Source organism: Pseudomonas azotoformans, from assembly GCF_001579805.1.
GTDB classification, from domain to species: Bacteria; Pseudomonadota; Gammaproteobacteria; order Pseudomonadales; family Pseudomonadaceae; genus Aquipseudomonas; species Aquipseudomonas azotoformans_A.
Window position 1 is genome coordinate 4,132,694 of the sequence record NZ_CP014546.1, and the last position, 24,331, is coordinate 4,157,024.

General features: G+C 64.8%; 2 protein-coding genes. Both read left to right on the forward strand.

Annotated elements, in window-relative coordinates; all coding sequences use genetic code 11:
* Window positions 1-61 precede the first annotated feature (61 nt).
* Window positions 62-12,889: a non-ribosomal peptide synthetase gene (locus AYR47_RS19245; protein ID WP_061436350.1), complete on the forward strand. Its 12,828-nt coding sequence runs from the start codon at window positions 62-64 to the stop codon at window positions 12,887-12,889.
* Window positions 12,886-24,180 (forward strand): non-ribosomal peptide synthetase, encoded by an 11,295-nt coding sequence (locus AYR47_RS19250; protein ID WP_061436352.1) that lies wholly within the window; start codon window positions 12,886-12,888, stop codon window positions 24,178-24,180. Before AYR47_RS19245 ends, AYR47_RS19250 begins: the two co-directional genes overlap by 4 nt.
* Window positions 24,181-24,331: the final 151 nt, after the last annotated feature.

Sequence of the window (24,331 nt, forward strand, 5' to 3'; positions counted from 1 at the left end):
TTCAAGCGGCAGCTGAAAACGGACTTTCTTCTCCACCGTGACTTATCAGGCAGGTTACCCCATGCAGTTCAGCGAATTATTGGCAGCGATTTCCACCCATGCGATCCGTCTGCAACTGGAAGAAGGCGACCTGATCATCCTGGGCGATGACGAAGCAATGGACGATGCGCTGTGGGATCAATTGATCGCCCACAAGCCCCGGCTGCTCGAACTGGTGGCCGAACATGGCGGCGACTGGCTGAGCCCGGCCTACCGCATCACTCCGGACATGCTGCCCCTGGTCAGCCTCGACCAGGCAGCCATCGACCGGATTGTCGCGGCCATCCCCGGCGGCGCGGCGAATGTGCAGGATATCTACCCACTGGCGCCGCTTCAGGAAGGCATGCTGTACCACCATCTGTCGGCGGAGCAGGGCGATCCGTACGTGTTGCACGCGCAGTTCGAGTTCGACAGCCGTGGGCGTCTGGAGGCGTTTGCCGAAGCGCTGCAATGGGTGATCGATCGTCACGACATCTTGCGCACCTCCATGGTCTGGGAGCGTCTCGACGAGCCGTTGCAAGTGGTGTGGCGCAAGGCGAGCCTGTCTTGCGAGGCGGTTGATTTCGATCCGCGTAGTTATCGCATGGACCTGGGCCAGGCGCCGCTGCTGCGACTGGTGTTTGCCGAGGATTCGCACACTGGGCGGGTGGCGGCGACGCTGCTGTTCCATCACACCATCCTCGATCACACCGCCCTGGACGTGGTGCGCCATGAAATCCAGCTGTACCTGGCCGGCGAGCACGCCCAGGCTGGTGAGCCGGTGCCGTTTCGCAGCTACATCGCCCAGGTACGCCATGGCGTCAGCGAGCAGACCCACGAAGCGTTCTTCCGCGAGATGCTGGCGGACATCGATGAGCCGACGCTGCCTTTCGGTTTGCAGGATGTACAGGGTGATGGCCTGGGCATCGACGAGGCACGCATCCCCGTCGACGGCACACTGAGCCGCCGCCTGCGCGCTCTGGCACGCCCCCTTGGCGTCAGCGTGGCGAGCATGATGCACCTGGCGCTGGCCCGCGTGTTGGGCGTGGTCTCCGGGCGTGATGCAGTGGTGTTCGGCACCGTGATGCTCGGCCGCATGGGCGCGGGCGAGGGCGGTGAACGAGCCCTGGGCATGTTCATCAACACCTTGCCCCTGCGTGTGGATGTGGGCGAACAGGGCGTGCGTGCCGGGGTCAAGGCCACCCATGAACGCCTCACCACCTTGCTCAATCACGAACATGCGTCCCTCGCGCTGGCCCAGCGTTGCAGTGGTGTGGCGGCACCGACGCCGCTGTTCAGCGCCATGCTCAACTACCGCCACAGCGCCGCCACGGACATGGCCGAGGTGATCGAGGTGGCCGAGGGCATCCGTGTGCTGGGCGCCGAGGAGCGCACCAACTACCCGCTGACCGTCAACGTCGATGACCTGGGGGAGGATTTCGCGCTGACCGTGATGGTCGACGCGTCCATTGGTGCTGAACGGGTTGCCACTTACCTGCACACCGCCCTGGCAAGCCTGGCTGATGCCCTGGAGCAACGACCGGACATGCCGCTCAGCGGCCTGAATATCCTGCCCGACACCGAACGCCACACCCTGCTGCACAGCCTCAATCAAAGCCCCGCGCACTACGCCGACACCGCCCTGATCCATCAGCAAGTCGAAACCCACGCCGCCGCCCAGCCCGAAGCCATCGCCTTGCGCTTCGACAACCAGCACCTCACCTACCGCCAGCTGAACGAGCGCGCCAATCAGGTTGCCCATCGCCTGCTGGCCCAAGGCATCTGCCCGGATGACCGCGTGGCGATCTGCGTGGAGCGCGGCCCGGACATGATCATTGGCTTGCTCGGTATCCTAAAGGCGGGCGCCGGCTATGTGCCGATCGACCCGGCCTATCCGTTGGAGCGCATTGCCTACACCCTGGCCGACAGCACGCCGGTGGCGGTGCTGGTGCAAGCCAACACGCGTCACTTGGTCGGCGACCTGCCACAGATCGACCTGAATGGCTTGCGCGGTGAGTCCCTCGTCAACCCTCGGGTCAGGGTCAGCCCGGCCCACCTGGCCTACGTGATCTACACCTCCGGCTCCACCGGCCAGCCCAAGGGCGTGATGATCGAACACCGCCAGGTCGCACGACTGTTCACGGCCACCGAGCATTGGTTCGGCTTCAACGCCAACGATGTATGGGCGTTGTTCCACTCGTTCGCCTTCGATTTCTCGGTGTGGGAAATCTGGGGCGCGCTGATGCACGGCGGCCAGTTGCTGATCGTGCCGCAACTGGTCAGCCGTTCGCCGGATGAATGCTATTCGCTGCTGTGCGAAGCGGGTGTGAGCATCCTCAACCAGACGCCGAGCGCCTTCCGCCAACTGATCGCGGCACAGAGCCAGAACCCGCAATCCCACTCCTTGCGCCAGGTGATCTTTGGCGGCGAAGCGCTGGAGCCGGGCATGCTCAAGCCGTGGTACGCCCGGGCGATCAACGCCGGGACGCAACTGGTGAACATGTATGGCATCACCGAAACCACCGTGCATGTGACCTATCGCGCCCTTGAAGCGGCGGATGCGCAATTAGTTGGCGTCAGCCCGATTGGCGTGCGTATTCCCGACTTGCAGCTGTACGTGCTGGATGCGCGTCGCGAGCCGCTGCCGTTGGGGGTGGTCGGTGAGTTATACGTCGGCGGCGCCGGGGTGGCGCGCGGTTACCTCAACCGTGAAGCACTGACCGCCGAGCGCTTCCTGGCCGACCCGGCCACCGGCCAGCGGCTGTACAAGACCGGCGACCTCGGCCGCCTGCTGGCCGACGGCAGCGTCGAATACCTGGGGCGCAACGATGACCAGGTGAAGATCCGCGGTTTCCGCATCGAACTGGGCGAGATCGAAGCGCGCCTGGCCACGGCTCCTGGCGTACGTGATGCCGTAGTGATCGCCCGTGAGGACGACCCGGGCGACAAGCGCCTGGTGGCCTACGTGATTGCCGAAGGCGAACTACAGGCAGCCGACCTGCGCGACCATCTGCTGCAGAGTCTGGCCGAGCATATGGTGCCCAGCGCCTTTGTGCAGCTGGATAAATTCCCGCTGACCACCAACGGCAAGCTCGACCGCAAGGCACTCCCCGCGCCGGATGCCGACGCCCTGGCCCGTCGCGGCTATACAGCGCCACAAGGCGCGGTGGAAACCGCCATCGCCACGATCTGGCAAGACCTGCTCAAGCTCGACCAGGTCGGCCGTGACGACAACTTCTTCGAACTGGGCGGCCATTCGCTGTTGGCCGTCAAGCTGATCGAACGCATGCGCCAGGTCGACCTCAGCGCCGATGTGCGCGTACTGTTCGGCCAGCCGACCCTGGCGGCACTGGCCGCAGCCGTGGGTGGGCAACAGGAGGTGCAGGTCCCGGCCAACCTGATCACGCAGGCCAGCCAGCACATCACCCCGGACATGGTGCCGTTGGTGGAACTGGACCAGGCGGCGCTCGACCACATCATCCAGAGCGTACCCGGTGGCCTCAGCAACGTGCAGGACATCTACGGCCTGGCGCCGTTGCAGGCCGGCATTCTCTACCATCACCTGGCGACCACCGAGGGCGATCCCTACGTGTTGCAGGTGCAGTTCAGTTTCAACGACCAATTGGCGGTGGACGCGTTCATCCAGGCACTGCACAGCGTGATCGAACGCAACGATATCCTGCGTACCGCGATTCTCTGGGAGGGCCTCAACGAGCCGGTGCAGGTGGTCTTGCGCCAGGCGACCTTGGCCGTTGAGCGTTGCGACGAGTCGCTTGCCCAATTGCAGCAACGCTTCGACCCGCGTCACTTCCGCCTCGACCTGACCCGCGCGTCACTGATGCGCTTCGCCTACTCGCAAGAGCAGGGCCGTTTTGTCGGCATCTTGCTGTTGCACCATATCCTGCTGGACCACACCGCGTTGCAGGTGTTGGTGGACGAAATGAGCGCCAGCCTGTCCGGCAACAGCGCACAACTGCCGGACGCCGTGCAGTACCGCAACTATGTAGCCCAGGCGCGACTCGGCGTCAGCCAGGCCCAGCACGAAGCCTTCTTCAGCGAAATGCTCGGCGATATCGATGAGCCGACCTTGGCCTTCGGCCTGCAGGACGTGAATGGCGACGGCAGTGGCATCCTCGACGCCCACCTACCGCTGGAGCCGGCGCTCAGCCTGGGCTTGCGCGAACAGGCGCGGCAACTGGGTGTCAGCACTGCAAGCCTGGTGCATTTGGCCTGGGCCCAGGTGCTGGGGCAGGTGTCTGGCCAACAGGATGTGGTGTTCGGCACCGTGTTGCTGGGCCGCATGCAGGGCGGCGAGGGCGCCGACCGCGCGTTGGGCATGTTCATCAATACCTTGCCGTTGCGGGTCAGCCTCGGCACGGTCGGCGTGCAAGCCGGCGTGCGCGCCACCCATGCGCGCCTGGCACAGTTGCTCGGGCATGAGCACGCCTCGTTATCCCTGGCCCAGCGTTGCAGCGGCGTGCCGGGTTCGTTGCCGCTGTTCAGCACCTTGCTCAACTACCGCCACAGCGCACCGGGGGAGGCGCCGGGGGACAGCCCGTTCGCCGCCTCCGGTATCCAGATTCTCAGCTCCGAAGAACGCAGCAACTACCCGCTGGTGCTCAACGTCGATGACCTGGGCACGGGCTTCGCGCTCACCGTACAGGGCGTCGCGACCCTCGATGTACAACGCGTGGGTGAGTACATGCTCACCGCGTTGCGCCATCTGGTGACCGCGTTGCAGCAGACGCCGACCACGCCGTTGCAGGCAGTCTCGATCCTGCCGGCCGCCGAGCGTCACCAATTGCTGGTGGACTTCAACGCCACCGCCCGTGAATACCCGTCCCAGCTCACCGTGCATCAGCTGTTCGAAGCCCAGGCGCTGGCCCGTCCGGAAGCCGTGGCGGCCGTGCATGGCCAGCTGTCCTTGAGCTACCGCGATCTTAACCGGCATGCCAACCGCCTGGCCCACCACTTGCTCAGCCAGGGCGTGCAACCGGGCGAAAGCGTGGCGATTGCCCTGCCGCGTTCCCTTGATCTTCTGATCTGCCAGCTGGCGATCCTCAAGTGCGGCGCGGTGTATGTACCGCTGGACGTCAACGCGCCGGTCGAGCGCCAAGCGTTTATCGTGCAGGACAGTGGTGCGCACCGGGTGCTCAACAACCTGGCCGACCTGAACCTGGACGCCCAGTCGCCGCGTAACCCTGAACTGCCGCAGTCCGCCGAAAGCGTCGCCTACATCCTCTACACCTCCGGCTCCACCGGGGCGCCCAAAGGCGTGCAAGTGCCGCACCGCGCCATTTCGCGCCTGGTGCTCAACAACGGTTACGCCGAATTCAACGCGCGCGACCGCGTGGCGTTTGCCTCTAACCCGGCGTTCGATGCCAGCACCCTCGACGTGTGGGCACCGTTGCTCAATGGTGGCTGCGTGGTGGTGGTCGAGCATGGCGTGCTGTTGTCCCAGGCGGCGTTTGCGTCGTTATTGCAGGAGCAATCCGTCAGCGTGTTGTGGATGACCGCCGGGCTGTTCCACCAGTACGCCGACGCGCTGATGCCGGTGTTCCGCCAACTGCGCTACCTGATTGTTGGCGGCGATGTGCTCGACCCGCAGGTGATTGGCCGCGTACTTGAACACGGTAAACCTCAACACCTGCTCAACGGCTATGGCCCCACCGAAGCCACCACCTTTTCCACCACCTTCGAGATCACCTCGGTGGGCGAGGGCGGCATTCCCATCGGCCGGCCGATAGCGAATGCCCAGGCTTACGTGCTCGACCCGCGCCAGCAACCCGTGCCGTTGGGCGTGGTGGGCGAGCTGTACATCGGCGGCTCGGGCGTGGCCAAGGGGTATCTGAACCAGCCGCAACTGACCGCCGAAAAATTCATCCCGAACCCGTTTAGTGAAGGCCTGCTGTACCGCACCGGTGACCTGGCCTGCTGGCAGGTCGACGGCACCTTGCTGTACCAGGGGCGCAATGACCTGCAGGTGAAGATCCGTGGTTTCCGGATTGAACCCGGCGAGATCGAAACCTGCCTGGCCAGCTTCCCCGGCGTAAAAGACGCTGTGGTCTTGGCCCGTGAAGACGAGCCCGGCGACAAACGCCTGGTGGCCTACTACACCGCCAGTGAACCATTGAACATCGAAACACTGCGCGCCCACCTGCAAGGCCAACTGCCGGATTACATGGTGCCGTCGGCTTATGTGTGGCTGGAGCTGCTACCGCTGACCGCCAACGGCAAGCTCGACCGCAAGGGCCTGCCGGTGCCGGACCAGAGTGCGCTGCTCAGCCGTGGCTTCGAAGCGCCGGAAGGCGAAGTGGAAACCCAGCTGGCGCAGATCTGGCAGGACGTGCTCAAGCTCGACCGCGTGGGCCGTCACGATCACTTCTTTGAGTTGGGCGGGCATTCATTACTGGCGGTCAGCCTGATCGAGCGCATGCGCCAGGTCGGCCTCAGCTGCGATGTGCGTGTGTTGTTCAGCCAGCCAAGCCTGGCGGCGCTGGCCGCCGCCGTGGGCAGTGGCCGGGAAGTCGTGGTGCCGGCCAACGGCATTCCAGTGGGTTGCACCCAGATCACGCCGTCCATGCTGACCCTGGTACAGCTCGACCCGACGGCTATTGCGCGTATCGTCGCGAACGTGCCGGGCGGTGCGGCGAACGTGCAGGATATCTACCCGCTGGCGCCGCTGCAGGAAGGCATTCTTTACCACCACATCAGTGCCGAGCAGGGTGATCCGTACCTGCTTCAATCGCGCATGGCATTCGACAGTATCGAGCGCCTGCACGCGTTCATGGGCGCATTGCAAAAGGTGGTGGCCCGCCATGACATCCTGCGTACCGGCGTGGTCTGGGAAGGGCTGGACAGCCCGGTGCAGGTGGTGTGGCGCGAGGCGCAACTGGTGGTGCAGGAAATCGCGCTGGACCCGGCGGACGGCGACGTCATCGAACAACTGCACGCGCGCTTCGACGCCCGCCATTACCGCCTGGATATCACCCAGGCGCCGCTGCTGCGCATGGTTTACGCCCAGGATCCGCAGCATAACCGCGTCGCAGCGATCCTGTTGTTCCACCACCTGGCGCTGGACCACACCGCCATGGAAGTAGTGGGCCAGGAGATGCGTGCGTTCCTGTTCAACCCGGCGCAGGACTTGCCCGAGGCGGCGCCGTTCCGCAACTACGTGGCCCAGGCGCGCCTGGGTGTCAGCGTGGAGGAACACGAAGCCTTCTTTCGCGACATGCTCGCTGACGTGGATGAGCCGACCTTGCCGTTCGGCGTGCAAGACGTGCAGGGCGATGGGCGTGAGATCGAAGAAGCCGAATGGCCGGTGGGTGCCGTGCTGGCCCAGCGCGTGCGCGAACAGGCGCGGCAGTTGGGCGTCAGCGCGGCAAGCCTGATGCACCTGGCCTGGGCGCAGGTACTGGGCCTGGTGTCCGGGCGTGACGACGTGGTGTTCGGCACCGTATTGATGGGCCGCATGCAAGCCGGTGACGGCGCGGACCGTGCGCTGGGCATGTTCATCAACACCTTGCCGCTGCGGGTCAATGTAGCCGCGCCGGCTGCGGTTGCGGTCAAGGCGACCCATGGGCGCTTGAGCGCCTTGCTTGGCCACGAACATGCGTCCCTGGCGCTGGCCCAGCGTTGCAGCGGCGTGGCGAATGCCTCGCCGCTGTTCAGTGCCTTGCTCAACTACCGCCACAGCACGCCTGGCGAAATGGCCCGCGACGGCCATGGCATCTGGGAAGGAGTGCAACTGCTCGGTGGTGAGGAACGCAGCAACTACCCGCTGACCTTGAGCGTGGATGACCTGGGCGAAGGCTTCGGCCTGACCGTCTTGGCACTGCCGCAGATCGGTGCCCAGCGCATGTGTGCCTATATGCATAACGCTGTCGAACAGTTGGTCGAGACGCTGGAAAACGCACCGAAGACTGTGCTGACCCAGCTACCGATCCTACCGACAGCGGAGCGCGAAACCCTGCTGCGCGAGTTCAATGCCACCGCCAGCGATTTCCCCAAGGGCCACACGGTGCATGGGGCATTCGAGGTCCAGGCCGAGCGCCAACCTCACGCCATCGCCGTGGTGCAAGACGGCGAATCGCTGACCTACCAGCAGCTCAATATTCGCGCCAACCAGTTGGCCCATCATCTGTTGCAACAGGGCGTGCAGCCCGACGATCGCGTCGCCCTGTGCTGCCGTCGCGGTCCGCAGATGCTGGTGGGCTTGCTGGGCATCCTCAAGGCCGGTGCCGGCTACGTGCCTATCGACCCGGCGTATCCCGCCGAGCGCATCGCTTACTTGCTGCAAGACAGCGCCCCCGTGGCGGTGTTGGCCGAAGCCAGTACCCGCGACCTGTTGGGCGCGGTTGCCACCCTCGACCTGCACGATCCGCGCTTGCAGCAGCAGGCCGTCAGCAACCCGCAACTCAGCGCGTTGACCCCGGCGCACCTGGCTTACGTCATCTACACCTCCGGCTCCACCGGCCAGCCCAAAGGTGTGATGGTGGAACACCGCACCGTGGAAAACCTGGTGCACTGGCACTGCGAGGCCTTTGGCCTGGCTGCGACGGGCCACACCAGCAGCGTCGCCGGTTTTGGTTTTGATGCGATGGCCTGGGAGGTCTGGCCGGCGCTGTGCGTGGGTGCCACCCTGCATCTGCCACCGGCCGATATAGGCAATGAAAACATCGATGAGCTGCTCGCCTGGTGGCTGGCGCAACCGCTGGACGTCAGCTTCCTGCCAACGCCTGTGGCCGAATACGCCTTCAGCCAGAACCTGCAACACTCCACGTTGCGCATTCTACTGATTGGCGGTGATCGCCTGCGCCAGTTCACCCAGGAACGCCGCTTTGCAGTGATCAACAACTACGGCCCCACCGAAGCCACGGTAGTTGCCACCTCCGGCCGCGTGCGCGCCGGGCAGGTGCTGCATATCGGCCGGCCCATCGCCAATGCCAGCGTCTACCTGCTGGATGCGCACTTGCGTCCGGTGCCGGTGGGTGTGGCGGGCGAGTTGTACGTCGGCGGCAGCGGCGTGGCGCGTGGTTACCTGAACCGTCCGGACCTGAGCGCCGAACGCTTCCTGCAAGACCCGTTCAACGAGGGCCGCATGTACCGCACCGGCGACCTGGCGCGCTGGTTGCCGGATGGCAATATCGAGTACCTGGGGCGTAAAGATGACCAGGTGAAAGTGCGTGGCGTGCGGGTTGAACTGGGTGAAATCGAAAGCCGCCTGGCCGCACTGGACGGCGTCGGTGAGGCGGTGGTGCTGGTGCGCGAAGGGCGCTTGATTGCCTGGTTCACCGAGCAACAACCGGTGGATATCGACACCCTGCGCGCGCAACTGCAAGCCCAGTTGCCGGATGCCCTGGTGCCGGTCGCCTATGTGAAGCTGCAGACCTTGCCCCTGACCGCCAACGGCAAGCTCGACCGCAAGACGTTGCCGGAACCGGATCAGGCGGCGTTGCTGACGCGCGATTATGAAGCACCCCAAGGCGAGGTTGAGAGCACCCTGGCGCGCATTTGGGCCGAGGTGCTGCAAGTGGAGCAGGTCGGGCGCCATGACCATTTCTTCGAGCTGGGCGGCCATTCGTTGCTGGCCGTCAGCCTGATCGAACGCATGCGCCAGGTCGGCCTGAGTGCCGATGTGCGCGTGCTGTTCAGCCAGCCGACCCTGGCCGCACTGGCGGCTGCCGTGGGCAGTGGGCGCGATGTGTCGGTGCCGGAAAACCGTATTCCGGCGGGCTGCCAGCGCATCACCCCGGACCTGTTGTCCTTGGTGCAACTCGACCAATCGACCATCGACCACGTCGTCGCCCAGGTGCCCGGTGGCGCCGCCAATGTGCAGGATATCTATCCGCTGGCGCCGTTGCAGGAGGGCATTCTCTACCACCACATCAGCGCGGGTCAGGGCGACCCTTACCTGCTGCAATCGCATCTGGCGTTCGACAGTCTCGACCGCTTGAATGCCTTCGCCCAGGCGCTGCAACAGGTGATCGACCGTCACGACATCCTGCGCACCGCCGTGGTCTGGGAAGGCCTGGCCCAGCCGCTGCAAGTGGTGTGGCGCGAGGCCCGCTTGCAGGTGCAGGCAGACGTGATCGACCAACTGCACCAGCGCTTCGACCCGCGCCAGTACCGTGTGCCGATGAATCAGGCGCCGCTGATACGCCTGGTGTACGCGCCGGACCCGGCCAATCAGCGCGTGGTCGCGATCCTGTTGTTCCACCACATTGCCCTCGACCACACCGCCCTCGACGGTGTGCGCCACGAAATGCAGGCCAGCCTGCTCGGGCAACCACAACCTGCTGGCGACGCCACGCCTTACCGCAACTACGTGGCCCAGGCGCGGTTGGGTGTCAGCGAAGAGGAGCACGAACAGTTCTTCCGTGGGATGCTCGGCGATATCAACGAACCGACCTTGCCATTCGGCCTGCAGGATGTGCGCGGCGACGGTAATGCTATCGAAGAGGTCCAGCTGAACCTGGCCCCAACGCTCAACCAGCGCCTACGGACCCAGGCGCGCTTGCTCGGCGTGAGTGCCGCCAGCCTGTTCCATCTAGCATGGGCGCGGGTGCTCGCCAGCACTTCAGGCCAGGAAAACGTGGTGTTCGGCACTGTGTTGCTGGGGCGCATGCAAGGCGGTAAAGGCAGTGACCGTGCGCTGGGCATGTTTATCAACACCTTGCCGTTGCGCGTGGACATCGATGGCAGCGGCGTGCGCGTGGCGGTCAAGCAGACCCATGCGCGGTTGACTGCATTGCTCGGGCATGAACACGCATCCCTGGCGCTGGCCCAGCGTTGCAGTGGTGTCGCCGCGCCGCAGCCGTTGTTCAGCGCGATGCTCAACTATCGCCACAGCGACAGCCAGCAGGCGCCAGTCTCCCAGGCCTGGGAAGGCATCCAGACCCTGGCCAGCGAGGAGCGCACCAACTACCCGTTGACGCTGAACGTGGACGACCAGGGCGACGGCTTCCGTCTCACTGCCATGACCGCGAAGTCGATTGGCGCGCAACGCCTCTGCGGTTATCTGCAAGTGACCTTGCAAGGGCTGGTCGACGCGCTGGAGCAGGCGCCGCAGTTGGCGGTCAATCGCCTGCCGGTGCTGGAGGCTCAGGAACGTCAGCAACTGCTGTCGGGTTTCAACGCCACTGAGGTCGCCTATGACCTCGACCAGACCTTGCACGGCCTGTTTGAAACGCAGGTTTTGCGCACACCGGACGCCATCGCCGTCACGGCAGGTGAGCTGGCATTGACCTACGCCGAACTGAACGCGCAGGCCAACCAACTGGCGCATCACCTCATAGATATGGGCGTGCAAGCCGATTCGCGGGTGGCGATTTGTGTGGAGCGCGGCCTGGACATGGTGGTCGGCCTGTACGCGATCCTCAAGGCGGGTGCCGCCTATGTGCCGCTGGACCCGGCGTATCCGCTGGAACGTATCGCCTACATGCTGGAAGACAGCGCGCCTGTCGCGGTGCTGGCCCAAGGCGCCACGCGTGGTTTGCTGGGCAACGCGCCGGTGATCGATCTGGATCGTCCGACCTGGCAACACCAATCCATTGACAACCCACAGGTGCAGGCCCTCAGCGCCTACGTGATCTACACCTCCGGTTCCACCGGCCAGCCCAAGGGCGTGATCAACGACCATCCTGGCGTGGTCAACCGCCTGTTGTGGATGCAGGACGCCTACGGCCTCAAGGCCCACGACCGGGTGTTGCAGAAAACCCCGTTCAGCTTCGACGTGTCGGTGTGGGAGTTCTTCTGGCCGCTGTTCACTGGAGCGTGCCTGGTGATGGCGCGTCCTGGCGGGCATAAAGACCCGGCCTATCTGTGCGAGGTGATCGCCACTGAGCAGATCACCACGCTGCACTTCGTGCCGTCGATGCTGGATGTGTTCCTGGCCCATGGCGACGTGAGCCAAGCGGCCGGTCTGGTGCGGGTGATGTGCAGCGGCGAAGCCTTGCCGGGCAGCTTGGTGCGGCGCTTCAAGCAGCAACTGCCGGGCATCGGCCTGTACAACCTGTACGGCCCGACCGAAGCGGCGGTGGACGTGACCGCCTGGAACTGCGCGCGCCCGGATGTGCCGGACAACACGCCGATTGGCAAACCCATCGCCAACACCCGGATGTATGTGCTCGATGCACAGCTGCAGCCAGTGCCTCTGGGCGTAGTAGGCGAGTTGTTCATCGGTGGTGTGCAAGTGGCACGCGGTTACCTGAACCGGCCGGAATTGACCGCCGAACGTTTCCTCAAGGACCCGTTCACCGATGGCCGCCTGTACCGCACCGGCGACCTGGGGCGTTACCTGCCCGACGGCAATATCGAGTACCTGGGCCGCAACGACGACCAGGTGAAGATCCGTGGCCTGCGCATCGAGCTGGGCGAGATCCAGGCCCGTTTGCTGGAACATCCACAGGTCAACGAGGCCGCCGTGCTGGCTCGCGAAGACCGGCTCGTCGCCTACTACACCGGCGTTCGGGCAACGGACCTGCGCGAACACCTGCTGCACCACCTGCCGGATTTCATGGTGCCCGCGCTGTTCGTGCACCTCGACGCGTTGCCGCTGAGCCCCAATGGCAAGCTCGACCGCAAGGCCTTGCCGGCGCCGGGCAGCGAAGCCTTGACCGTGCGCGAGTACGAAGCCCCGGTGGGCGACACCGAAATCCTCCTGGCGCAACTCTGGGCCGAGCTTCTCAACGTGGAACGGGTAGGGCGCCAGGACAATTTCTTTGAACTGGGCGGGCACTCGCTGCTCGCCGTGAGCTTGATCGGGCGCTTGCGCCAGGAAGGCATGGAAGCCGATGTGCGTGCGTTGTTCGAACAGCCGACCCTGGCTGGCTACGCCGCGATGACTGAACGAATGGAGATCGTCCTGTGAGCATTCTCGAACTGCTGGCGACGCTGAAAACCAAGGATGTGCAACTTGCGCTCAAGGGCGAGCAGTTGTCGGTGCAAGGCAACAAGCAAGCGCTGAGCGACCCGGTGATCCTCGCCGCCTTGCGTGAACACAAGCCGGCGCTGATCGAACTGATCAAGGCCGGCGAGTATTCGGCGGCTAACGAGGTGCCGGCCAATGGCATCCCGGCCAATGCCGAACGGATCACGCCGGCCATGTTGACCCTGTCCGAGCTGAGCCAGGAGGAGATCGACCGCATCGTCGCCACGGTCGACGGTGGCGTGGCGAATATCCAGGACATCTACCCGCTGGCGCCGCTGCAGGAAGGCATCCTGTTTCACCACGTCAGCACCGAGCAGGGCGATCCCTATGTGATGCAGTCGCAATTCGCCTTCGACAGTGTCGAGCGTTTCGAGGCGTTTGCCCTGGCCCTTCAGGGGGTGATCGACCGTCACGACATCCTGCGCACCGGCGTGGTCTGGGACGGATTGCAACAGCCGTCGCAAGTGGTCTGGCGCAGCGCGCAGCTGCCGGTGCAGGCGCTGGAACTCGACCCGGCCGACGGCGATATCGCCGCTCAACTGCACGCGCGCTTCGATGCTCGCCATTTTCGGCTGGACGTGACCCAGGCGCCGCTGCTGCGCCTGGCCTGGGCGAAGGACCCGGCGCAGGGGCGCATCGTCGCCATGCTGCTGTTCCATCACATGGCCCTGGACCACAGTGCCCTGGAAGTGGTGCGCCATGAAATGCAGGCGTTCCTGCAAGGCCACGCCGGGCAATTGGGTCACGCCGTGCCGTTTCGCAACTACGTGGCGCAGGCGCGGCTGGGTGTCAGCGAGCAACAGCATGAGGCGTTTTTCCAGCAGATGCTTGGCGATGTGGTCGAGCCGACCTTGCCCTTCGGCTTGCAGGATGTGCAGGGCGATGGCCGCGGGATCAATGAACTGGATTGGCCGCTGTCGGACGCGCTCAACCAGCGCCTGCGCGCCCAGGCTCGATCGCTGGGCGTCAGCGTTGCCAGCCTGTTCCACCTAGGCTGGGCCCAGGTACTGAGCGTGCTGGCCGGCAAATCCCAAGTGGTGTTTGGCACCGTACTGATGGGCCGTATGCAAGGTGGACATTCCACGGACCGCGCCTTGGGGATTTTCATCAATACCTTGCCATTCCGTGTGGACGTGGGCGGCGGCGACCTGCGCAGCGCAGTCAAGGCCACCCACACGCGCCTCACCGCGCTGTTGCGCCACGAACACGCGCCCTTGGCGCTGGCGCAACGGTGCAGTGGGGTGGTGGCGCCGACGCCGTTGTTCAGTGCGTTGCTCAACTATCGCCACAGCGGCACCGGTACCAGCAGCGAAGCCGTGGCCGCGTGGCAGGGCATCGAGACGCTGCGTTCGGATGAGCGCACCAACTACCCGCTGACCCTGAGCGTGGATGACCTGGGCGACGGGTTCATCCTGCGCCTGCTGGCGACAACCCAGGTCGATCCACAGCGTGTCTGCGCTTACCTGCAAACCGCCCTGGACAACCTGGTGACCGCGTTGGAACAGGCGCCGCACACGGCGCTCAATCAGGTGTCGGTGCTGCCTGCCGATGAACAGCGTTTGCTGCTGGAACACTTCAACGCCACGCAAGCGGATTTTTCCCAGGGCACCACGCTGCACGCTCGCGTCGAAGCCCAGGCCGCCCTCACACCGGACGCGATTGCCGCCGTGCATTCGGGCCGTCAGCTGACCTATGCCGAACTTAACCAGCAAGCCAACCTGCTGGCCCATCACCTGCTGGCGCTGGGGGTCAAGCCGGACGACCGCGTTGCCATCGTTGCGCGCCGGGGCCTGGACACCCTGGCCGGCTTGCTGGCGATCCTCAAGGCCGGCGCCTGTTATGTGCCGGTAGACCCGTCGCACCCGGCCGAGCGCCTCACGTACCTGTTGACCGACAGCGCCCCGGTGGCGGTGTTGACCCAGCACGCCTTGCTCGCACGCTTGCCGGCCCTGGAAGTGCCGGTAATCAACCTCGACCGCTACACCTGGCAGCACCATTCGGCGAGCAACCCCACGGTGGCAGTCACCCCGTCCAACCTCGCCTATGTGATCTACACCTCAGGCTCCACCGGCCTGCCCAAAGGCGTGATGGTGGAGCATCACACCGTGGCCAACCTGGTGGACTGGCACTGCAACGCCTTCGACCTGTGCGCCGGGCGCCACACCGCCAGCGTCGCCGGGTTCGGCTTTGATGCGATGGCCTGGGAAGTCTGGCCGGCGCTGTGTGTAGGCGCGACCCTGCACCTGCCACCGGCCCATGACGGCACCGAAGATATCGACGCGTTGTTGGCCTGGTGGTGCGCGCAGCCGTTGGACGTGTGCTTCCTGCCCACGCCAGTGGCTGAGTACGCCTTCAGTCAGCAGATCGAACATCCGACGCTGCGCACCTTGCTGATCGGTGGCGACCGCCTGCGGCAGTTCAACCGGGCGCAGCGCTTTGACTTGATCAACAACTACGGGCCGACCGAGGCCACCGTGGTTGCGACGTCGGGCAAGGTCGAGGCGGGCCAGCCACTGCATATCGGCAAGCCTATCGCCAATGCCACGGTCTACTTGCTGGATGAGCAACAGCGGCCGGTGCCATTGGGCGTGGCCGGTGAGTTGTACGTGGGCGGCAACGGCGTGGCGCGGGGTTACCTGAACCGCCCGGAATTGACCGCCGAACGCTTCCTGCAGGACCCGTTCAACGCCGGGCGCATGTACCGCACTGGCGACCTGGCGCGTTGGTTACCAGACGGTAACATCGAGTACCTGGGACGCAATGATGACCAGGTGAAAATCCGCGGCATGCGCATCGAACTGGGCGAAATCGAAACCCAGCTCAACCAAGTGGCAGGCATCCAGGAAGCCGTGGTGCTGGTGCGTGATGAGCGGCTGGTGGCGTATTTCACCGAAAACCGCCAACTCGACCCGTTGGCCGTGGGCGACATCCGCGCCCAGCTGGTAGCGCACCTGCCGGACTACATGGTCCCGGTCGCCTACGTGAAGCTGGACGCGCTGCCCCTGACCGCCAACGGCAAGCTCGACCGCAAGGCCTTGCCGGCGCCGGACATGGCCGCCGTGTTTACCCGCGAGTACGCCGCCCCCGAAGGCGAAATCGAAAGCGTGCTGGCGCAGATCTGGGCCGATGTGCTGCACGTCGAGCGAGTCGGGCGTCGCGATCACTTCTTCGAACTGGGCGGGCATTCGTTGTTGGCGATGCGCATGGTCTCGCAGATCCGCCAGCGCCTGGGCGTCGAGTTGCTGCTCGGCGATTTGTTTGCCAATGCCGAACTGGCGGCCGTTGCCGAGGTGCTGGCCCGGTCCGGCCGCAGCACCTTGCCGGATATCCTGCCGGCCAATCGTGATGAGCAGGTGCCGCTGTCCTTTGCCCAGCAGCGCCTGTGGTTCCTGGCGCTTATGGAAGGCGCCAACACCGCCTACAACATTCCTATCGGCCTGCGTTTGCGTGGGCAGTTGCATGTCGAGGCGCTGCAACGGGCGCTGGCCCGCATCGTCGCGCGCCACGAAACCCTGCGCAGCCGCTTCGCCCAGCACGGCGATGACGCCCAAGTGTTGATCGTACCCGCCGAAGACGTGCTGCCCCTGCAAGTGCAGGATCTGCGCCGCCACCCGCAACCCCAGCAGGCGCTGGATGCGTTGATCCACGGCGAGGCCTCGGCGCCGTTTGACCTGGAACGCGGCCCGTTGCTGCGCGGGCGCCTGATGGTCATGGCCGACGATCACCACGTGTTGCTGCTGACCCTGCACCATATCGTCTCCGATGGCTGGTCCATGGGCGTGCTCACCCGCGAGTTGATGGCGCTGTACCAGGCATTCAGCCACGGCCAGCCCGACCCATTGCCGCCGCTGCCGATCCAGTACGGCGACTTTGCCGTGTGGCAGCGCCTGTGGCTGAGCGGCGAAGTGCTGCATCGCCAGAGCCGCTATTGGCAGCAGGCGCTGGCCGGTGCGCCGGCCTTGCTGACCTTGCCCACTGACCGCCCGCGCCCGGCACAACAGGACTACGCCGGCAGCAGTGTCGAGGTGCGCCTGGACGAACGCCTCACCGCCGGGATCAAGGCCTTGAGCCAACGCCACGGCACCACGGTGTACATGACCTTGATGAGTGCCTGGGCATCCTTACTGGCGCGGCTGTCCGGGCAACAGGACGTGGTGATCGGCTCGCCCGTCGCCAATCGCACGCGCAGCGAGGTGGAAGGGCTGATCGGCCTGTTCGTCAACACCTTGGCCGTGCGCATCGACACCTCCGGCGAGCTGAGCACCGAGGCGCTGCTGGCGCGGGTCAAGGCGCTGGCGTTGGAAGCCCAGGCCCATCAGGATCTGCCGTTCGAGCAGGTGGTAGAAATCACCCGGCCGCCGCGCAGCTTGGCCCACAGCCCGCTGTTCCAGACGCTGTTGACCTGGCAGGACAGCAGCGCGCCGACCCTGGCCTTGGGCGACCTGGCCCTGGAAGGCATCGTCGAGAACAGCCATTTTGCCAAGTTCGACCTGTCCCTGGACTTGAGCGAAGTGCAGGGCACGATCATCGGCGCGCTGGAGTACGCGGTGGCGCTGTTCGATGAGTCGACGGTGCAGCGTTATGTCGGCTATTTCACCCGTGTGTTGCAGGCCATGGTCGATAACGACCAGGCGGTGCTGGAACAGGTGCCGCTGGTGGATGAGCGCGAACGTCAGCATTTGCTGTTCGACTTCAATGCCACCGAGGTGACCTACGACCTCGACCAGACTGTGCACGCTATGTTCGAAGCGCAGGTGGCGCGGACACCGGATGCCATCGCCGTCAAGGCTGATGACCGGGTACTAACCTATGCCGAGCTGAACGCACGGGCCAACCAGTTGGCGCATCACCTGCTGGACATCGGCGTTCAGCCGGATTCACGGGTGGCGATCTGTGTGGAACGTGGCCTGGAGATGGTCATCGGGTTGTACGCGATTCTCAAGGCCGGTGCCGCCTATGTGCCGCTGGACCCGGCGTATCCGCTGGAGCGCATCGCCTACATGCTGGAGGACAGCGCGCCGGTCGCGGTGTTGGCCCAGGGCGCGACACGCGGGTTGCTGGGGGATGTGCCGGTGGTCGATCTGGACCGGTCGACCTGGCAGCACCAACGTCAAGACAACCCCGGTGTGGAAGGCGTCAGCGCTTATGTGATCTACACCTCCGGCTCCACCGGCCAACCCAAGGGCGTGATCAACGACCATCCCGGCGTGGTCAACCGCCTGCTGTGGATGCAGGACGCCTATGGCCTGCAAGCCCATGACCGGGTGTTGCAGAAAACCCCGTTCAGTTTCGACGTGTCGGTGTGGGAGTTCTTCTGGCCGCTGTTCACCGGCGCGTTCCTGGTGATGGCGCGTCCTGGCGGCCACAAAGATCCGGCGTACCTGTGCGAAGTGATCGCCGCCGAGCAGATCACCACGTTGCACTTTGTGCCGTCGATGCTGGATGTGTTCCTGGCCCATGGCGATGTCAGCCAAGCCAAAGGGTTGGTGCGGGTGATGTGCAGCGGCGAAGCCTTGCCGGGCAGCCTGGTGCGGCGCTTCAAGCAGCAGTTGCCGGGCAGCGAATTGCACAACCTGTATGGCCCGACCGAAGCCGCCGTCGACGTGACCGCGTGGAACTGCGCCGGCCCGGTGACGCCGGACAACACGCCGATTGGCAAACCGATCGCCAACACCCGCATGTATGTGCTGGATGCACAGATGCAGCCGGTGCCGTTGGGGGTGGTCGGTGAGTTGTTCATCGGCGGCGTGCAAGTGGCGCGGGGTTACCTGAACCGGCCGGAATTGACCGCCGAGCGTTTCCTCAAGGACCCGTTCACCGACGGTCGCCTGTACCGCACCGGCGACGTGGGCCGCTACCTGGCGGACGGCACGATCGAGTACCTGGGGCGCAATGACGACCAGGTGAAAATCCGTGGCCTGCGCATTGAACTGGGGGAAATCCAGTCACGCCTTACTGAGTATCCGCCGGTCAACGAAGCCGCCGTGATCGCCCGCGACAATCGTTTGATCGCCTACTACACCGGGGCTTTCAGCGAGATCGACGGGTTGCGCGCGCACCTGTTGCAGCACCTGCCGGAGTTCATGGTGCCGGCGATCTTTGTGCACCTCGACAGCTTGCCCCTGAGCCCCAACGGCAAGCTCGACCGCAAGGCCTTGCCTGCGCCGGGTCTGGAGTCGGTGGTGGTACGCGAATACGAAGCGCCCCAGGGCGACACGGAAATCGCCTTGGCCAGCCTGTGGGCCGAGTTGCTCAACGTGGAGCGCGTGGGCCGTCACGACAACTTCTTCGAGTTGGGCGGACACTCGTTGCTCGCGGTGAGCCTGATGGGGCGCATGCGCCGCCTCGGGTTGTCGGCGGACGTGAAGGTGTTGTTCGGTCAGCCGACCTTGTCGGCCTTGGCGGCGACCTTGGGTGGGGGCCGGGAAGTGGCGGTGCCGGCCAATCGCATCGCGCCTGATTGCACCGCGATCACCCCGGATATGTTGCCGTTGATCCAACTGGATCAGCCGGCCATCGAGCGTATCGTCGCTTGCATTCCGGGCGGCGCGGCGAACGTGCAGGACATCTACCCGCTGGCGCCGTTGCAGGCCGGCATGCTGTATCAGCATCGCGCGGTGCAGGGCGCTGACGACTATGTGCTGCGCGCGCAATTTGCGTTCGACAGCCAACAGCGCCTGGAGGCGTTCGCCCTGGCCTTGCAGGCGGTGATCCAGCGCCACGACATCCTGCGTTCGTCGTTCCATTGGGACGGCCTGGAAGAACCGGTGCAGGTGGTGTGGCGCCAGGCGTCTCTGCGTGTCGAACACGGCGCGGTGCCGGAACGGCTTGATCTGGCGCAAGCGCCATTGATGCGCCTGGTGGTCAATGCGCACAGTGCCTCGTTGCTGTTCCACCACCTGGTGATGGACCACATCGCCCTGGAGATCCTGCAACAGGAGATGCAGGCGTTCCTCATGGGCACTCAACACACCTTGGGCGTGGCGGTGCCGTACCGCAACTATGTGGCCCAGACCCGCGTCGGTGCAGAGGATCACGAAGTGTTCTTCCGCGAAATGCTCGGTGATATCGATGAGCCGACCCAGGTCGAACGCCTGGGCGAAAATGAGCAGATTCAACACCCACTGGATGCGGAATTGAGCCAACGCCTGCGCACCCAAGCGCGGCAATCCGGCGTCAGCGCCGCCAGCCTGATGCACCTGGCCTGGGCCCAGGTGCTGGGCAAGGTCTCGGGCCGCGACAACGTGGTGTTCGGCAGCGTGATGCTCGGCCGCTTGCAAGGTGGTGAAGGCGCCGAGCGGGCCATGGGCGTGTTTATCAATACCTTGCCGCTGCGGGTCGACCTGGGTGAACACTCGGTGCGCGACGCGCTGCGGGCCACCCATGCACGTCTCAGTCAATTGCTCAGCCATGAGCAGGCGCCGCTGGCCTTGGCCCAGCGTTGCAGCGACGTGCCGGCGACGACGCCGCTGTTCGACACGCTGTTCAACTATCGCCACAGTGCGCCGCAGGCTGCCAGCGAAGCATGGCAGGGCATTCGGCTGCTCAAGGCGGAAGAGCACAGTAACTACGGCCTGTCAGTGAGCGTGGATGACCTGGGTGAGGGGTTCTCGCTGAAAGTCGTGGGGCAGGGCGCACGCCGGTTGTGCGGCTACTTGAAGGTTGCCGTGGAGCAGGTGGTGCAGGCGTTGGAACAGGGCAGCGCGGTGGGCATCAGCCACTGGCCGATCCTGCCTGCTGCCGAACGCCAGCAACTGCTGGATTTCAACGCCACCACGCGATCATTCCCGCGCGAACACACGGTGCAACGCCTGTTTGAAGCCCAGGCCCAGGCGCGTCCTGGCGCATTGGCGGCGCTGCATGGTGGGCAGTCACTGAGTTATGGCGAGCTGAATACCCGTGCCAATCGCCTGGCCCATCACCTGTTGGGCCTTGGGTTGCGTCCCGGCGATAACGTGGCGATCCTGCTGCCGCGCTGCCTGGACTTGCTGATCAGCCAACTGGCCGTGCTCAAATGCGCCGCCGCCTATGTGCCGCTGGACATCAACGCACCCGTCGAACGCCAGGGCTTCATGGTGCAGGACAGCGGCGCCGCCTGGTTGTTGACCCGCAGCGATATGGCCGTCGACTACGGTGTACAGCGGTTGGACCTGGACACCTTGGTCCTCGACCCACAACCCAGCCATAACCCCGACCTGTCGCAGTCCTCGGACAGTGTGGCGTACATCATGTACACCTCCGGTTCCACCGGCACGCCCAAGGGTGTGTTGGTGGCCCATCGTGGCATCACACGGCTGGTGATCAACAACGGCTACGCCGACTTCAACGCCAGCGACCGCGTGGCCTTCGCCTCCAACCCGGCATTCGACGCCAGCACCATGGACGTGTGGGGCCCGCTGCTCAACGGCGGCCAGGTGCAGGTGATCGACCACGCCACCTTGCTGGATCCTGCAGCCTTCGGCGTGGCCTTGGCGGACGCAACGGTGCTGTTCGTCACCACGGCCTTGTTCAACCAGTATGTGCAGCTGATTCCCCAGGCCCTGGCGGGCTTGCGCATCCTGCTATGCGGCGGCGAGCGTGCCGACCCGGCCGCCTTCCGCAGCTTGTTGGCCCAGGCGCCCGCGTTGCGCCTGGTGCATTGCTATGGGCCGACCGAAACCACCACCTACGCCACCACCTATGAGGTGCGCGCGCTGGCCGAGGAGGCCGACAGCGTGCCGATCGGCCGGCCAATTTCCAATACGCAGATCCATGTGCTGGATGCGCACCTTCAGCCAGTGCCTGTGGGCGTGACCGGTGAAATCTGCATCGGCGGGGACGGCGTGGCCCTGGGGTATCTGAATCGACCTGATCTCACCGCTGAAAAGTTTGTACGGGATCCGTTGAGTGAGGGCGCCTTGATGTACCGCACCGGCGACCTCGGCCGTTGGACGGCGGATGGCCTGCTGGACTGCATCGGGCGCAATGACGACCAGGTGAAGATCCGTGGTTTCCGCATCGAACTGGGCGAGATCGAAGCGCGCCTGGCGACCTTCGCCGGTATCCAGGACGTGGTGGTGCTGGCTCGCGAAGATGCACCGGGCGACAAGCGGCTGGCGGCCTATTTCACCTGGGCTGATCAGCCTGTCGACCTCGACAGCGTGCGCGCCTATCTGCAAAGCCAATTGCCGGAGTACATGGTGCCGTCGGCCTTTGTACCGCTGGATCACCTGCCGTTGACCGCCAACGGCAAGGTCGACCGCAAGGCCTTGCCGGTGCCGGCCCTGGACACGTTCAACCGCCGTGAGTTTGAAGCACCGGCCGATGGACTGGAACACACCCTGGCCCAGCTATGGACCGAGGTGCTGAAGCTGGAGCAGGTTGGTCGCCATGACAGTTTCTTCGAGTTGGGCGGGCATTCATTGCTGGCGATCCGGCTGGTCAACCTGATGGAAGAAGCGGGGTTGCAGGTGTCCCTGGCTGAGCTGTTCCAGCATGCCAGTGTGGCGTCCGTTGCCGCGATGCTGCGCCAGCGTACGGATGAGCCGGTGCGTGACATGTCGGTGATCAAGGTACGCAGCGGTGGTTCGCAAGCGCCGTTGTTCCTGGTCCACGAATTCAGCGGCATGGACGTGTATTTCCCGGCGCTCGGCCAGCATCTGCCGGGTGACTATCCGATCTATGGCTTGCCGGGCGTGGCGCTGGGCGAACCGCATCTGAACACGATGGAAGGTCTGGCTGCGCGGCTGGTCGGGTTGATCCGAGGCATTCAGCCCCATGGGCCTTACCGGGTTGCCGGGTGGTCATTCGGCGGAGTGCTGGCCTATGAAGTGGCGATGCAACTGCTCGGGCTGGATGAACCGGTTGAGTTCCTCGGCTTGATCGACAGCTACGTACCGCGCATGACTGACCAGGGCAAGGCGCGATGGAGCGGGCCGGACGCGCTCAAGCGGCATTTGCTGTTGCAGTGCACGGCGCATTGGAAAGCACAGGGAGGTGTGGATGAACTGGCGAGCCTTGGGCAGTTGGAGGCGAAGGTTGGACAGCTGGACTTTGCAGGCCTGTTGCAACGTTGTCGCGATGAAGGTGTGCTGCACGCGCAAATGGCAGCGGCGACGGATGCGGACCTCTTGAACTATATCGAGCGGGAAGTGGGGCATGGGCATGCGCTGGCCCATTACAGCCTGTTTCCGTTGCCGATCGCGGTGCATCTGTTCAGCGCGAGTGAGCGGCCGACCGAGTTGTCGCGGCGCAGTGAAACACTGGGTTGGAATGAGGTGTTGGCGCCGGGGCAATTGCGCCAGGCGGCGGTGCCGGGGGATCACCAGAGCATGATGCAGGCGCCGCATATCCAGGCGCTGGGTCGGGCGATGGCTGAGGCCTTGGTGACGTGCACGCCGCAGGTTCAGGCACCGCATCAGCCCTTGCTGCGGATTCAGAGTGGCCGGGCAGGGTATGCGCCGGTGTTCTGTGTGCCGGGGGCGGGGGACAGCGTCACCGGGTTTATTGGCTTGAGTGAAGCGCTGGGACGCGATTGGCCGTTGTTTGGCTTGCAGCCGCGTGGGTTGGACGGTGAGGCGGTGCCTCATAGTCAGGTGGAAGTGGCGGCGGCTTGTTACTTGAAGGCGTTGGAGCAGGAGTGTCCGCAGGGGGCGGTGCATTTGGTGGGGCATTCGTTTGGCGGCTGGGTTGCGCTGGAGATGGCGTTGCGGTTGCAGGCGGCGGGGCGGGAGGTGGCTTCGTTGACGGTGATTGACAGTGAGTCTCCGGAGCGCGCCGTCAGGCCTTATACGACGACGGCTGCGTTGATGCGGTTGATTGAGGCGATGCAGTTGTCTGCGGGTATGTCGCTGGGGATTGATCTGGGGGATTTTGCAGGAGCGGATGAGGTGGCGCAGCGGCGGCAGTTACACGCAGGGATGGTTGGCGTTGGTCTGTTGCCGGGGCGGTCGGCTGTGGATGCGATGGATGGGCCGGCGCGGACTTATGCGGCGGCGTTGCGTACGCGGTATCGGCCGGGTGCGCGATTTAACGGTGTGGTGCGGTTGGTGTTGGCTGAGGATCCGGCGTTGGATGCGGCGGGGAATCAGCGGGAGCAGGGGGGGATGGTTGAGGGGTGGAGGCGGCAGGGGAGTGGGTTGCAGGTTTGGTATGGCGGGGGGAATCACTTTACGTTGCTCAAGGCGCCCAATGTTTTGGGGTTGGCGCGGTGGTGGGTGGATGGGGTTGTTGTTGGGGAGGTGGTGTCTTGAGCGGGTTGTTTGGGTACATATCCGTTTCTTCGGTAACGGCGGCTTATGGTTCCGCTCTTACAGCGGCTCACTTTTGGAAAGGCCCAAAAGTAAGCAAAAGGCCTTCGCCCCACCACTCGGCACCTCGCCTAGGCTCGGTGTGCCCTCACTC

Excerpts from the sequence above, each read along its gene's own strand:
- AYR47_RS19245 (WP_061436350.1), top strand. The coding sequence starts at position 62 with ATGCAGTTCAGCGAATTATTGGCAGCGATTTCCACCCATGCGATCCGT.